The organism is Sorangiineae bacterium MSr12523, assembly GCA_037157775.1.
GTDB classification, from domain to species: Bacteria; Myxococcota_A; Polyangia; order Polyangiales; family Polyangiaceae; genus Pendulispora; species Pendulispora brunnea.
The window spans coordinates 2,142,616-2,156,926 of the sequence record CP089982.1 but is presented as its reverse complement, the minus strand read 5'-3'; the positions used below and the strand labels follow the sequence as shown (position 1 = coordinate 2,156,926).

Below are 14,311 nucleotides of genomic sequence, written 5' to 3'. Positions count from 1 at the left end.
CATGCGCCGAGCGCGACGCCCACTTGGCTTCGCGCTCCACGCGATCTTCGCGGTCGCGACGTCTGCGCTGCTGCTGTTCGACTGCTCGAGTTCGGCGGATTCCTTCGCGGCAGGGCAAGAAACGGCAGCAGCTTCCTCCACGGGGGAGGGCCCGCCGGACATGATTTCCGCGGCCGAGCTGCTCGCCATGGGCCTTGGTGGCGGCCACACCCGCGCCAGCGTGAGCGCGCTCCGTAACAGCGTCATCGAGGAGCGGGGCGAAATGCCCGCGGCAGGGCCTTACGAGCCGGCTTGGGAACCGGCGGAGTTCGGTGCATGGTATCTGGCACCGAAGAAGTTCCGCTCCGACGTCTTCGACGTCATATTCCATTTTCACGCGGGTCGGGCCGCCGCCAAGGAATACCGAGAGCAAGCGGGCGGTGCGGTGATCGTGGCGCTCACCTACGGGGTGGGATCGAAAGCGTATTCCGACGCATTTACGGATCCGAATCGATTCCAAGCGATGCTCGGCGACATCGAAATGCGACTGCGCAAGAGCACGAACAATCCACGATTGCATGTGCGGCGGATATCCCTTTTCGCGTGGAGCGCGGGATACGGGGCCATTCGGAACATTTTGACCCAAGGATATTACGACCGCATCGACACCATCGTGCTGCTCGATGGCCTGCACGCGAACTATTTGGCATTGCCCGCAGCCCCGAACGGGCGCCGGGTGGATGGGCGGAGCCTGGACGCGTTCATGCGGTTTGCGCAGGATGCAGCGGCCGGCAACAAGGCCTTCGTGTTCACGCATTCGTCCATCGTGCCGCCGGGGTATGCCAGCACGACGGAAACCGCGGCGGTGCTGACCGATGTGGTCGGCGCGAAGAAGTTCTGGCTGCGGACCCCCGGGCCGCGCAACTTTCAACGCATCTACCGGGCCGACGTCAAAGGCTTCCACATTCGCGGCTTCGCGGGAACCACGAAGGACGCGCACATCGCGCAGCTTCACTTGGTCGGTGAGGTGTTGCGCGAGGTGGTGGTTCCGCGGTGGCTGCGATTGGACCGGCGCACCGTCGCCCCCAAGCCTGCCCCGCTCTGGCGGCGCGACGACAAGGCGAAGCGCGCCGCGTACTGATACAGTGCCGCATCGTGATCCGCATTCTTCTCATCGCCCTGGCGGGCGCGCTCGGGACCTTGCTGCGTTACTTCGTCGGCCTTTGGGCAGGCCGTGCACTGGGCACGTCGTTTCCATATGGCACGCTCATCGTGAATACCGCAGGCTGCTTTCTGATTGCGCTGGTGGCACAGCTCGCGCTCACGACGACGCTCATCTCGCCGACGTTGCGCCTGACGCTGACGACGGGGTTCATGGGCGGGCTTACCACGTATTCGAGTTTCAATTTGGAAACGATGAATCTATTCCGAGAGCGCTCGTGGGGCACGGGCGCGCTGAATTTGCTCGTGACGTTGGTGGGGTGCTTTCTCGCGGGCGTGCTTGGGTTGCTCGCGGCGCAAAAGCTCGTTGGCGAGTGACCAATGTAAAACGTTCAGAAGCACTCGCGCCGGAATCGCTTTATTCCGGCCTTGTCGATGTAGTACGGCGGCTCGCAGCTCTTCTTGGCCGCCGGAACGACCGGGGATGCCTTCGGGATTTCGCTTGGTCCTGGTATCGCGGCGACGACTTCGTCGACGACGAGTTGGGGCGCGGGCGCACTCGCAATGGTGGGGGGTGCTGGAGCCTGCACCGACTCCGCGGGCGCCGATGCGAACACCGTTGCCTCGCGCTGGTCGTTGAACATTGGTTGGGATGGCTCTCCTTTCGACGTCGCTGCCCGCGCCGATGGCCTTTGCCAAGTGGTCACCACGAGGACGAGCAGCGTGACGACGAAGACGAGCCATGCAGCCAGCGCCAAAAACGCCTTCCTCGTCTTGAGGTTCTTTTGCGACATCGAGAGGGCTGTGCGCAACCAGGACGCTGCATCGAAGGTTTTCACCTCGGCCGGCCTCATGCTCGCCACCGACCCGCCCGTCGACGAAGGAATCGGCTCCTCGGGCGGCATGGACTCGGGCGGCGGCAGTATCTCGCGCAGCGCTTCTGCCGTGCTGGGTTGGCTGGTCTGCCGCTCGATTTCCACCACGGTTCGGCGTCGCTCGTCCATCTCCGCGCCCACCACGCCCCGTAGCCATGCGCTCACCTGCGGCGGACTCGCCACGCGGTCCATCGCTTCGTCGAGTGCGATGGCCATTTCGAGGGCCGTTCGAAAGCGATTGCATGGGTCGCGCGAAAGGCCGCGCAACACGACGTCATCCACCGTCCTACCGAGACCTGGCACGTACTCGCCCGGCGGCGGAATGTCACCGAGGAGTACTTGATTCAGCACGTCCCCCTCGTTGTTGCCCGAGAAGAGACGGCGCCCCGTGAGGGCTTCCCACAAGCAGACGGATGCGGCATAGATGTCCACCTGCCGCGTGGTCTCCTCGCCCAGGAGCTGTTCGGGCGCCATGTACGCAAGCTTTCCCTTGAGTTCCCCATGCTGGGTGGTGCGCAGCCTTCCTGTCGCCTTGGCGATGCCGAAGTCGAGAACGCGCGCCACGCCATCGACGCCCACGAGCACGTTCTGTGGCGAGACGTCACGATGGACCAACGAAAGCGGCTGCCCCTGCTCATCGCATGCTTCGTGCGCCGCATGAAGTCCTTGCAGCGTTCCCGACAAGATGGCCGCCACGACGGACGGTGGAATGCGGCGGGCCTTCGAGCCCTCCGCTTTGATCAGCCGCGAGAGGGATTCCCCGTGGACGAACTCCATGACGACGAAGAGTTCGCCCTCCGTCGAGACCACGTCGAGCGTGGGCACGACGTTGGGATGCCAAATGCGGGCGGTCAACCGCGCTTCGTCGAGAAACATCGCGACGAACTCGGGATCGCGCGCATAGTGCGGATGCAGCCGCTTGATCGCAACCGTGCGCGAAAAACCAATGGGCCCGTGCAGCCGCCCAAAATGGACCGTCGCCATCCCGCCCACGGCAATCGTCCCATGCAACGTATAGCGCCCGAGTACGCGGCCAGACTCCTCCGCCACCCAACCACCGTAGCCCCCCGCCATCACATTGCAGACTACCACATCTTCGGTAACCTGCTCCCCCGCGCCGGGGAAGTCCCACTCCAAATGAAAAGCCATTTCGTCATTTCGGACTTTTCCTAAGCGATTAACGGGACCGTAGCATCCGAGTCTATTTTGCTATCCGGGCGCGCAACGCTGATTCGATGATGGTCAGGATCAGGTGTAATGGAGATTTCGATGCGCGCCCCTTACGCACGATAGGACAATCGTAGCGGCCCGATGAAGGCAAGCCGCCAGGACGGTTCGCGGCGCATGGACTTGGCGAACTCATTGGTCCGGGTGCAGCCCGAAGGACCAGAGGCGCTGGCGTTGGACGCGCGGGCGTGCTCGGATGGCTCGCTGCCAAAAAGCTCACGGGCGAGTGACCAAGGAAAAGCGAACGCTCGCGACGTCGCCGGTCGCGTGGGTCAGCGGAAGGGCCACGCGCGCGACCGTGTGCGATCCGTCGCTGCGAAGGCGAAAGGCGCCGCCGTGGGCCTTGGCGATCTTGCGGGCGAGCCACACACCGATGCCGAAGCCCGGAGCGCGAAGGCCGCGACCGCGGCGGAAGCGCGCGAAGTGGCCTCGAAGATCGCGGGCCAGGGTTCCGTGGCTGCGCACGAGGAGGATGGCCATCTTGCCGCGCGCGCCCATCGTGATGGTGACTTCCTTCCCGCGGCCGTACTTGAAGGCATTGCTGAGCAGCTCCATGAGAAGCGTCCCCAAATGGCCACGGTCCCAATGGCCAATCAAAGAAGCGCGGCCTTGGACGTGCACGTCCAGCCTATCCCATTCGGCGAGGTAGCGAGGGAGGAAGCTCACCAAGTCGAGGCGCCGCCGGCGCAAAGTGATCGGGGCCTTCGGGTTGGCGATGACGTGCAACTCGCGCATCGTTCCGAGAAGTCCGGCCATGGCGCGGCGCACCTCGGGGTGGGCCTTGCGGCGGCGCGCGCAGCGCTCGGCATCACCGATCCAGAGCGTGAGCTTGCGGGTCAATTCGCGGAGGAATGCATCGCGCGTGGCGAGCTCCCGCGCCTGGTCAAGCGTGCGCTTTTTCATGGTCGGGATGGAGGCCGAAGGACCAGAGGCGCTTGCCTCCGATGGCAACGAGGACGAGGACCACGATGACCTGCAGAAGGCCGATGCGCTCGACCATCGTGGGAATGCCGATGCGCTCCGAGACGACGGTGGCGAGCATTTCGGAGCCCACGTCCCCGAGGATGTGAACGAAGAACATGGTGCCCATGATGCGACCTCGCATCGCAGTGCTGGACGCGCTGTTGGTGGCAAGGCCGGCCATGTTGGCGCACACGCCCGTGAGCGCGTGGTCGACGAAGCTTGCCACGACGAACGGAACGATGGCCGCATCCGACTGCCAGCCGGCCAGGCGTCCGGCCAGCGCGATGACGACGCCATCGAGGAGCATGGTGATCACGAAAATGCGACCAATTCCACCGATCCACCGTGCAAAGAGGGGCACGATGAACATCAGGCCGAATCGCCCGAAGCTCCACGCGATCATCGAATAACGAACCGCATCGTCCGAGCCGTGGAGCAGGTGTTTGACGATCATCTGGCCGTTGTAGGCCTCGTTCACGACCTCCACGAGAAACGTGCCCGTCAGGAGAATCAGCAGCGTGCGGCGCTCGCGGGCTGCGAGAAAACGGAGTCCTTCGGCGATCGAGCGCACGAATCGGACGATGGCGAGCGCGATGGGGTTGACGCGCCCCACGGCTGGCGTGCGCTCCTCGTACACGAGATCCGCAAGGCGGACGTTTCGGGCGCGTTTCTGCGGATGGCAGAGGAAGAACAGGGCGAGGAGGCAAATGACGTTGGCCACGACGTCGAAAGCCACCAGGGTGACGAGTCGTCCGGAAGCGGCCTTCATGACGATACCGCCGACGAGCAGCGCCACGAAGGTCCCCGCAAGCGTGATCGACTCCACCAGAGACGACAACGACAGCAAATGCGTCTTGTACCGGAGCGGCTCGCCGCGCTCGTCGGACAAGGGCAGGCCATCGTCGCCGAGCTGCGTCGATTCGTGGCGGAGCAGATCGACTTGGAAAGCATTTTCGGTCGCCCCAAAGGCCGTTTTGAGGAACGCCGACCCGAGCATGAAGGGCAGGAGCATCGGAATCGTAGGTTCGCCGTGCCCCAACGCCGCCACGAGGTAGACGGCAAGGGCGAGACTGGCCACACGCTGGGCGAGAACGACGCGCCACCGCCAACGCGCGAGCCGCCCGAGCGAGAACCTCTCCGCCCAATCGGCCAATGGACCGGAGACGATGCTGCCCAGCAAAAGGGATAACAGCGTGGGCACCATGAAACTGGCCCGTGCACGCTGCGTGATGGCGAGGTTGGTCATCACCAAGTGGCCTGCCCAGCCAAAGGCCAACATTCCAATATCGCTCGCAATGCGCGACAGTGCATAAAAGCGCATCTTCGGTTCGTCGCGAAGAGCGCCCGCGTAAGTTTTTAGTAGTCCCATGCGGTCCTATCCAAAGAGAACGTGTGTAAGCCTCGGGCGTGTCCGAGGGAGATTACGTATTTGCTTTTTCGTGATTGAGGTGAAGTCCGAACGACCAGAGGCGTTTGCCTCCAATGAGGAGAATCACCAGCACCACGGCGACCTGGAGGAGCCCAATACGCTCGAGCATCTTGGGAATGCCGATGCGCTCCGACACGACGGCAGAGAGCATCTCCGCTCCGATGTCGCCGACGATGACGAAAAAGGTCAAGGTCCCCATGATGCGGCCGCGCATGGCCGCGCTGGATGCGCTGTTGGTTGCCAGGCCCGCCATATTGGTGGCTATCCCCGTAAGGGCGTGGTCGAGGAAGCACACCACGACGAACGGTGCGACAGCCAGCACCAAGTGTGCCCCGGCGATCTTGCCCGCCAACGCGATGACGAGACCGTCGAGGAGCATCGTGATCACGAAGAGTCGTCCAATTCCGCCAACCCATCGCGCAAAAAGCGGAACGAGAAACATCATGGCGAGCGAGCCGAATTTCCACGCGACCATCGCATAGCGAACGGCATCGTCAGAGCCGCCCATCACGTGTTTGACGATCATCGGGCCGTCGTACGCTTCGCTGACGATCTCCACGATGAAACAGCCCATCAAGAGCAAACGCAATACGTGGCGCTGGGGTGCCGCGAGGAATCGAAGTCCCTCCGCGATCGAGCGCAGGAAGAGGACCACGGCAAGCGCCACGGGGTTGACCTCCGCCGTCGAGGCGACGCGTTCCTCTCGCACGAGATCGGCGAGCCGAATGTCTCGTGCACGCTTTTGCGGATGGCAAAAGTAGAAGAGTACGACGAAACAAATCACGTGGGCCGCAACGTCGAACGCCACGAGCGGGGCGAGACGCCCCGAAGTGACCTTCATGACGAGACCGCCCACCAGGAGCGCGGCGAAGGCGCCCAGCTCCGTGATGGACAGCACCAGCGACGACAACGACAGCAAGTGTGTCTTGTAGAGAAGCGGCCGGCCTCGCTCATCGTGCAATGGCCGGCCGTCTGGATCGACCTGCACCGACTCGCGACGGAGGAGGTCGACGTAGAAGGCGTTCTCGGTCGCGCGCAACCCGGCTTTTAGAATCGCCCCTCCGAGCAAGAACGGTAAGAACATGGGGATGCTCGGTTCGCCGTGTCCCAGGGCCACGGCGAGGTACAGGGCCAATGCCATATTGCCCGCGCACCGTGCGAGAACGATGCGCCATCGCCAACGTGCCAGCCGTTCGAATGAAAATCTCTCGGCCCAATCGGCCAGCGGTCCAGAAAGGATGCTCCCCAGCAGGTGGAACAGCAGCGTGGGCACCATGAAGCTGGCCCGGGCGGCCTGCGTGACGGAGAGGTTGGTCGTGACCAGCGCCTCCGCCCAGCCAAAAGCCACGACTCCAATATCGCTGGCAGCGCGCGACAGTGCGTAGAAGCGCATCTTCGGCTCTTCGCGAAGTGCGCCCGCATAAGTTTCAAGTAAGCCCATGCAGTCGTACCCCGTGAGACTTCGGCCGGCCGCGAAAGTTCCCAGCGTCGTACGAATTGGAGCTATGTCTGCGAGCCATGATGCGCGCACGAATCGGACTTTTCGCGACGATGCTCCTTGCAGTTGCCTGCGGTGGTGCTCCCCAGACATCGGGAAGCACGGACCAGGCGCTGACCGGCAAGCGCACACTTCGCGTGGCGCTTTATCCGTTCATCCCGGCCGACATCGATGGCAAAGAAGGCTTCACGAAGCTTCGCGCAATGCTCGAGGCGCGGTTCGAGGAGCAGAACCCGGACGTCGACCTCGTGCTCGCCGAGATGGATCCCAATGCGGCGGAGTTCTACGACCGCGCCAAGTTGGCGGCGTGGCTGCGTGATGTTCAGGATGTGGTCGAAATCGATACGGCGCTGATGGGCGACATCGCGGGTGAGCTCGCCGAGTGGAACGATCCGAACCGCGGCGATTGGCACCCGGCGGCCCGCGAGGCGGTGACGTACCGCGGGCGGTCGTACGGGGTTCCGCACCTGCAGTGCAGCCACTTCGTCTACACGCGCGACGCCGCCGTGGTGACGGCGAAAACCGTGACGGAGCTCGCGCAGCGTCTCGAGGCACTGCCCGCGCCTGCGTTGGGCGCGCCGATTCGCGGAACGTGGACCCTGCCGTCGCTCTTCCTGGATGCCTACGAGGACCGCCACCCGGGCGCGTCGCTCGCGGGCGTCATCTCGCGGCCGGGATTTCCCAATGCGCGCCTCGTCGAGGGCCTCGCGTCATTGGTGCGCACGTGCGCGGTGGGCGATACGAATCCCTGTTTGGACGCGACGTATGACAATCCCAATGTCGCCATGGACGATTTCGCTGCGAAGAAAACCGGCGCGTACATCGGTTTCTCCGAATCGCTGCATCGCATATTGGTGCAGCGCAAAGACACGGCGCCCATCTTCGTGACGTCGGCCCCGCTGGGCGAAGGCTCGTATCCGCTCTTGTTCACCGACGCGCTGGTGCGCGGCAAAAAGTGCAAGGGCGCCTGCGCTCGGGACGCGCAAGCCTTCGCGGATTTTCTGACGTCGCCGGCCACGATGGAGCTCGTGATGATGGGCGACGATCTCGATTCCGGTGTGCCGCGTTACCTGCTACCGGCGACGAGGAGCGCGTACCACAGCCCGCGCGTAAAGAACGACTCCACCTATCGTGTGCTAGAGAGCCTCACACGACGGGCGGAGCCGTATCCGAATCGCGATATCTACGAGGTGGTGCAGGATGGCACGCGCGCGGAGCAGCTCCTCGCGCAGCTGAAGGAAGCCGTGGCCACGAAGTGACTTACCGGAAGTTCTGCACCGCCCACACGTCGCCGTTGGTCATCGTGTAGAAGCCGCAGGCCGCCTTCGAGTACCTCGTGCTGGCCATGTTCTCGTAGTGGCCGCCGCCGGGTCCCTCGTCCCACATCATTTTGAGGCATTTGCCAATCATGGCCTCGGGCGGGCCCGACCAACCGGGGCACTCGTCCTGGGCCATCTCTTGGCATTTGCCGAAGGCTCCGTGCGCCGTGCCGGTTTCGCTATCGCTCTTCGCTTGGCCGGCGGCGCACGTCTCGCCCGCGCTCCATCGCGCATACGGTGCGAGTCCCTTGGTGGCACGGTACTCGTTGATCTTGTCGACACAGATCTGCTCGAGATCTTTCGAGCCACCGCCACCTGCGTCCTTGGTGCCACCGCCCGCGTCTTTGGTGCCACCACCGCCACCGGCGTCTTTGCTACCTCCCCCACCCGCGTCCTTGCTGCCGCCCCCGCCACCGCCGCCACCACCACCACCGCCGCCGCCTCCCACGTCTTGATCGTCTCCGTTCGTGGGAGCATTTTCTTGCTTCGCATCATTCGAGTCGTCGCTGCTGCTACACGCGGCGTAAAACACAGGGCACATCAGTACACAAAGGATACGGAGCGTCGCTTTCATGCAACGCCGTATCGCAAGAGATAGACCGCAATCGCTCCCCCCTCCCGATCCCGATCCCGCTCCCGATCTTCTGTCGTAAACGCAGTGGGAAATCTCGGGAGGGGGAGCGGGATCGGGATCGGGCATGAAGGGGCTCGTGCCCCACGAATTGGGGGCCACTCACCCAAATTCGACGACGGTACGAATCGACTTTCCTTCGTGCATCAAATCGAAACTCTCGTTGATGCGAGCAAGGGGCAGTTTGTGCGTAATCAAGCTATCAATGTCGATTTTTCCGTCCATATACCAATCAACCAATTTCGGAACGTCGGTTCGACCTCTCGCTCCTCCGAAGGCCGTTCCCTTCCACACCCGACCGGTAACCAGTTGAAACGGTCGCGTGGAAATTTCTTGGCCCGCGCCCGCAACACCGATGATGACACTCACACCCCACCCGCGATGGCAGCACTCCAGAGCTTGCCGCATCAGGGTGACATTGCCCACGCATTCGAAGCTGTAGTCGGCACCACCGCCGGTGAGCTCCACGAGATGGGCGACCAAATCGCCCTGCACGTTCTTTGGATTCACGAAGTGCGTAAGCCCCAGTTTGCGTGCAAGCGATTCACGGGCGGGATTCAAATCCACACCAATGATTTTGTCCGCCCCCGCAAGGCGTGCACCCTGCACCACATTCAATCCAATGCCACCGAGCCCGAACACGACGACGTTGGCACCGGGTTCGACCTTGGCGGTGTAAATCACGGCGCCGATGCCCGTGGTGACGCCGCAACCGATGTAGCAAATCTTGTCGAATGGCGCGTCGGAGCGCACCTTGGCGACGGCAATCTCCGGTAGCACGGTGTGCTGCGCGAATGTCGAACAGCCCATGTAATGATGAATCTTGGTCTTGCCGATGGAAAAGCGACTCGTGCCATCGGGCATGACGCCCTTGCCCTGCGTAGTGCGGATGGCCGTACACAAATTCGTTTTACGGCTCAAACACGATTTGCAGGCGCGGCACTCCGGTGTGTACAGCAAAATAACGTGATCGCCTTTGGCGACCGACGTGACGCCGGGGCCCACGTCGACGACGACGCCGGCGCCTTCGTGGCCGAAGATGACGGGAAAGAGGCCCTCGGGATCGGCGCCCGAGCGCGTGAACTCGTCGGTGTGACAGACGCCGGTGGCTTTCATCTCCACCAAGACTTCACCGGCCTTGGGCCCATCCAACTCGACGTCTTCGATGACCAGAGGTTTGCCTGCTTCGTAGGCGACGGCAGCGCGCGTTTTCATTCGGGCATCCTAGCTTTGTCCACGTGCGCGAGGATCGCTGGTGTGAGCGGCGTGGATTTGCGTGTCGCGTCATCGACGAAGACGATGACCGATTCCGCCGTGGCCACGCAGCGGCCGCGCTGGAAGAGCCCTTGAGCCATCGTGAGCGAGCTTCGACCGACCTTGAGCACGCGCGTGCCGATGTCGACGGTCCCGGGCCAGGTGATCTCCGCGCGGAAGTCGAGTGTCAGCCGGGCGATGACGAAGGAGGTGCCGGCGGGTGCGATCGGCGCGTTCTCCGGATAGAGAAACGACACGCGCCCGGTTTCGCAAAACGTCGCAAAGGCGGCATTGTTGACGTGTCCCTGGCGATCCGTATCGCCGTAGCGAATGGTATCGGCGGTCCGGAAAGGGAAATCTTCGAGCTTCGGCGTCTCGGGATGCATGCCGGAGAGACTTTCTCCCCAAACGACGAAAGTCGAGTATGAAGACGCCCATCATGTCGTCTTCGCCTCCCGCAGCCAAATCCAGCCTCGGCCCTACGACCTTGAACGGCGCCTCCCTCCGGCACTTGCGCGCCCTCGGTCACGATTTGAAGCCGACGGTGATGCTCGGGAAAGAAGGATTGACCGATGCCCTCGTCCAGGCCGCCGGCGCCGCCTTGCTCACGCACGAGCTCATCAAGGTGAAGATCCTTTCCGAGGCGCCCGTGGATCGCCATGAGACGGCCACGGAGCTCGCCGCGCGCACGAAGTCCACGATGGTGCAGGTGCTCGGCCGCACCATCCTTTTGTACCGGCGGCACCCCAAGAAGCCGAAAATCGTTCTACCGCGAACGAAGTAGCGGCAGCGGGCGCGGTACTTGCTGGCATTGGCTCGTCATGCGCGAGCTCGCCAATGAACAGCAAGAGGCTACCCTGAGACAAATCAACGAGGCTCTGCAGCGGCAGCCGGAGCTTCGCTCGAGCGAAATTCGCTTCGAGGTCGATGGCGATGCCGTCACCCTACTCGGATCGGTGGACGATATCTGGATGGCCTCGGCGATCGAACGCACCGTGGCGGCCGTTCCGGGCGTCACACGAGTGAAAAATTGTCTCGAAATTCGGGCGGAGCTTGGCTCCGAGGCGCAGGCCAAGCAAACGGAATTCGGCAACGCGGAAGTCGCCCGATCGGCCGTGGGCGACGGCGACAACACGTTGTGGTCACGCTGAAAATTCAGCGCCAGGTAACGTATTTGCCGCGCTCTTGCGGGTGCTCGTTCTCGTAGGCTTCGAGGCTTTCGCGCGTGATTTCGACTTCGATTTCACCGTCGCGCTCGATTTTCGATTGGCAACCAAGGCGCGAATTCGAACGCACGTCGAACGCCTTGTCGAGCATGTCCTCTTCTTCCTCTTCCTGATCGGATAGAAGATTGCTGCCCTTGGTCACGTAGATGTGGCACGTCGAGCAGGCACACACGCCGCCGCACGCATAGCCTTCCGGCGCGTGCAGCTCTTGGGCGGCCTCGAGGATGCTCGTACCCACGGGGACTTCGATTTCGCCGTAACCTTTGAATCGGACGATGGCCATGATCTTCTAACCTTGGTCTTCCAAGCGTGGACGCTAAACGCGCTTTTCCACGTCGTCGACGTTGCGCCCTTCGATGGCGCGTGCAATCGCGCGGTTCATTCGGCGCGTCGCAAAGGGCTTGCTCACGCGGTCGAGCTCTTCGATCAAATGGTGCATCTTGCCGGGATCGCTCCCGCGCGCCGCCTCGGCCAGGGCCGCCATGGCCAGCTCGATGGCTTCGCGCTCGCCCGGCTCGAGCAACTCGGCATCGCTCGTCACCGCTTTTTCCGTGGCGCTCACGATGCGATGCGCCTCCAACCGATTTTCGGCGATGCGGCGCGTGAGCAAATCTTGCTCGCCGTGGTCGAGCGCATCGAGCAGCATCTTTTCGACAGTCTCGTCGTCGAGGCCGTACGAAGGCTTCACCGCCACCTTTTGCTCGATGCCGGTGACCAGCTCTTTCGCGTGCACGCCGAGCAGGCCGTCGGCGTCGACCTGGAAGTTCACTTCCAGTTTGGCCATGCCCGCCGGCATCGGCGGAATTCCTTTTAGCGTGAAATGCGCCAAGCTGCGGCAATCCCCGGCGAGCTCGCGCTCTCCTTGCACGACGTGAATCACGAAGCCGGTTTGATTGTCCTCTTGCGTGGTGTACGTCGCACGCGCGCCCGTGGGAATGGTGATGTTGCGCGGCAGAATCTTGTCCACCACGCCGCCGCCCACCTCGATGCCCAGCGAGAGCGGGAGCACGTCGAGCAAAAGCACTTCGTCGCGCGGACCTTCGCCGGCCAGCAAATCGGCCTGCACCGCTGCGCCCAGCGCCACCACTTGATCCGGATCGATGTCCGCCAAGGGCTCGCGCTTGAAAAGGCTCTTCACGTAGGTGTGCACGTACGGAACGCGCGTGGAGCCGCCCACCAAGATGACGCCGTCGAGATCCTCGGGCTTGAGCCCCGCGTCCTTGAGCGCGCGGCGACAGGCCACGCCGGTTCGGTCGAGCAGAAGCTTGATCGCGCCTTCGAAACGGCTGCGCGTCACCACCACCGACTGCTCGTGGCCTTGCGCATTCGGCAATCTGACCTCGGCCTCCAGGGCCGTGGTCAATGCGTGTTTGATCTCGCGCGACGTATCGAGCAGCAGGCGCAAAAACGACGGATCCGTCGGTGCGTGTGCCGGGCCCGTCTCGTAACCGAGATCGCGAAGTACGATTTCGGCGATGGCCCGGTCCATGTCGTCGCCGCCCAACGCGCTATCGCCGCCCGTGGCTTTGACCTGGAAGACGCCGTCGTCCAACAGCAAAATCGTAATGTCGAACGTGCCACCGCCCAAATCGTAAACGGCGAAATGGCCATTCTGCTTTTTGTCGAGTCCATAGGCCAAAGCGGCCGCGGTGGGCTCGTTCAGAAGGCGCAGCACCTCGAGGCCGGCGAGACGGCCCGCATCTTTCGTGGCCTGTCGCTGGGCATCGTCGAAGTACGCAGGCACCGTGATGACGGCTCCGCCCACGGTGCGAAGCTCGTCCTCCGCGTTGCGCTTCAACGTGCGCAAGATCTCGGCGCTCACCTCGACGGGCGTGACCTCACGCCCGCCGCGCACGAGAAAGCGAACCACGTTGGGCTGGCCATTACCCTGGGAGGCCCCGAATTGATAAGGCCCCATCCGGCGCGTCTCCGGGTCGTCGGCACCGCGTCCCATGAAGCGCTTCACGCTGACGATCGTGTCGCGCGGGTTGTCCACCGCGCGCGACTGCGCGGCCCGCCCGACGATGACGCCGTGGTCCGTATAGGAAACCACGCTGGGCAGGAGCACCTCTTGATCGCAGTCGGCAATCGTCTCGGGGTGCCCATCGCGCACGGACGCCACCAGCGAATGCGTGGTGCCCAGATCGATTCCAATGGGACGCGGGGCAGCCTTGGGGTCGAAAATATCGAGGAGTGCGCTCGGCATGTGTCAGGTCTCCTCCGTCGTTAAATCATCTTCGATGGCGCTGACTTCCTCGAGAAATCGCCGGAAGTAGCGCAGCTCCCCCAACTTGCCCACGTGCGGGCCGAGCTTCTCGCGGTCTGCGCCGGCGCTCGAAAAGGCTTCGGCCAGTGCGTCTTGCACGGCTTGTGCGCGCGCCTCGATCGATTCGGCGAGCTCGTGGACCCGCGCGAGGTCGCGCGCCTGCTTCGCCTCGTCCAGCGCTTCGCGCTGCTCCAGCACTTCTATGAGGAAGGCCGGGCTCGATTTCGGTTCGTTGGTCTCGCCAACGGGCACGCCATGAATCGAAAAGAGCGCCTCGGCCCGTTTCACCGGATCGCGGAGGATGCGCCAAGCGGCGTTGACCTCCACGGCGCGGGACAAAGCCTCGCGCTTTCCGGCGGCGGCGCCGACGTGCTTGTCGGGGTGGAGGGCGCGCGACAGCTCGCGATGCGTCTTCTCGAGCGCGCGTAGATCGACGTCGTAGCGGCGCTCGACGCCGAGGGTGGCAAACGGGTCCATGATCGA

General features: G+C 63.4%; 15 protein-coding genes. 5 read left to right on the top strand and 10 right to left on the bottom strand.

Going from position 1 to position 14,311, the window contains the following annotated elements; translation table 11 throughout:
- Position 1 precedes the first annotated feature (1 nt).
- Together LZC95_08715 and crcB are read left to right on the top strand one after the other, a co-directional pair.
- Positions 2-1,120, top strand: a complete 1,119-nt coding sequence (locus LZC95_08715; protein WXA96918.1) for a hypothetical protein — start codon at positions 2-4, stop codon at positions 1,118-1,120.
- Between the two features lie 14 nt (positions 1,121-1,134).
- Complete coding sequence (gene crcB / locus LZC95_08710; GenBank protein ID WXA96917.1) at positions 1,135-1,518, top strand: fluoride efflux transporter CrcB; 384 nt, start codon at positions 1,135-1,137, stop codon at positions 1,516-1,518.
- 14 nt (positions 1,519-1,532) lie between these two features.
- Here the strand turns inward: crcB and LZC95_08705 are convergent, their stop codons facing one another.
- The 4 genes from LZC95_08705 to LZC95_08690 all read right to left on the bottom strand — a co-directional run bounded on the left by LZC95_08705 (position 1,533) and on the right by LZC95_08690 (position 7,027).
- Positions 1,533-3,164 (bottom strand): protein kinase, encoded by a 1,632-nt coding sequence (locus tag LZC95_08705; GenBank protein WXA96916.1) that lies wholly within the window; start codon positions 3,162-3,164, stop codon positions 1,533-1,535.
- A 294-nt stretch (positions 3,165-3,458) separates the two neighbouring features.
- Positions 3,459-4,145 carry an ATP-binding protein gene (locus LZC95_08700; GenBank protein WXA96915.1) on the bottom strand — a complete coding sequence of 229 codons (687 nt, stop codon included), beginning with the start codon at positions 4,143-4,145 and terminating at the stop codon, positions 3,459-3,461.
- Positions 4,126-5,574: a hypothetical protein gene (locus LZC95_08695; GenBank protein ID WXA96914.1), complete on the bottom strand. Its 1,449-nt coding sequence runs from the start codon at positions 5,572-5,574 to the stop codon at positions 4,126-4,128. The genes LZC95_08700 and LZC95_08695 overlap by 20 nt, the downstream gene beginning before the upstream one ends.
- 52 nt (positions 5,575-5,626) lie before the next feature.
- Positions 5,627-7,027, bottom strand: a complete 1,401-nt coding sequence (locus tag LZC95_08690) for a hypothetical protein (protein WXA96913.1) — start codon at positions 7,025-7,027, stop codon at positions 5,627-5,629.
- 125 nt (positions 7,028-7,152) lie between these two features.
- Between LZC95_08690 and LZC95_08685 the strand changes: the two genes are divergently transcribed.
- Entirely contained in the window at positions 7,153-8,391 is a 1,239-nt protein-coding gene (locus tag LZC95_08685) for an extracellular solute-binding protein (protein ID WXA96912.1), read from the top strand.
- Position 8,392: 1 nt separating this feature from the next.
- On the opposite strand, the gene LZC95_08680 is transcribed toward LZC95_08685, so the two are convergent.
- The 3 genes from LZC95_08680 to LZC95_08670 all read right to left on the bottom strand — a co-directional run bounded on the left by LZC95_08680 (position 8,393) and on the right by LZC95_08670 (position 10,722).
- A complete protein-coding gene (locus LZC95_08680; GenBank protein ID WXA96911.1) occupies positions 8,393-8,899 on the bottom strand; it encodes a CAP domain-containing protein in 507 nt (168 codons plus the stop codon).
- Between the two features lie 285 nt (positions 8,900-9,184).
- Positions 9,185-10,297, bottom strand: a complete 1,113-nt coding sequence (locus tag LZC95_08675; protein ID WXA96910.1) for an S-(hydroxymethyl)glutathione dehydrogenase/class III alcohol dehydrogenase — start codon at positions 10,295-10,297, stop codon at positions 9,185-9,187.
- Positions 10,294-10,722, bottom strand: a complete 429-nt coding sequence (locus LZC95_08670) for an acyl-CoA thioesterase (GenBank protein WXA96909.1) — start codon at positions 10,720-10,722, stop codon at positions 10,294-10,296. The genes LZC95_08675 and LZC95_08670 overlap by 4 nt, the downstream gene beginning before the upstream one ends.
- Positions 10,723-10,775: 53 nt before the next feature.
- On the opposite strand from LZC95_08670, the gene LZC95_08665 reads away from it, so the two are divergent.
- Together LZC95_08665 and LZC95_08660 are read left to right on the top strand one after the other, a co-directional pair.
- Positions 10,776-11,120 carry a YhbY family RNA-binding protein gene (locus LZC95_08665; GenBank protein WXA96908.1) on the top strand — a complete coding sequence of 115 codons (345 nt, stop codon included), beginning with the start codon at positions 10,776-10,778 and terminating at the stop codon, positions 11,118-11,120.
- Positions 11,121-11,157: 37 nt separating this feature from the next.
- Positions 11,158-11,487: a BON domain-containing protein gene (locus tag LZC95_08660; GenBank protein ID WXA96907.1), complete on the top strand. Its 330-nt coding sequence runs from the start codon at positions 11,158-11,160 to the stop codon at positions 11,485-11,487.
- Positions 11,488-11,491: 4 nt separating this feature from the next.
- On the opposite strand, the gene LZC95_08655 is transcribed toward LZC95_08660, so the two are convergent.
- Genes LZC95_08655 through hscB form a run of 3 tightly spaced genes read right to left on the bottom strand, consistent with a single transcriptional unit; the run spans position 11,492 to position 14,305 of the window.
- Positions 11,492-11,845: a 2Fe-2S iron-sulfur cluster-binding protein gene (locus LZC95_08655; GenBank protein ID WXA96906.1), complete on the bottom strand. Its 354-nt coding sequence runs from the start codon at positions 11,843-11,845 to the stop codon at positions 11,492-11,494.
- Positions 11,846-11,878: 33 nt separating this feature from the next.
- A complete protein-coding gene (gene hscA / locus LZC95_08650) occupies positions 11,879-13,768 on the bottom strand; it encodes a Fe-S protein assembly chaperone HscA (GenBank protein WXA96905.1) in 1,890 nt (629 codons plus the stop codon).
- Between the two features lie 3 nt (positions 13,769-13,771).
- Positions 13,772-14,305: a Fe-S protein assembly co-chaperone HscB gene (hscB, locus tag LZC95_08645; protein ID WXA96904.1), complete on the bottom strand. Its 534-nt coding sequence runs from the start codon at positions 14,303-14,305 to the stop codon at positions 13,772-13,774.
- Between the last annotated feature and the right edge of the window lie 6 nt (positions 14,306-14,311).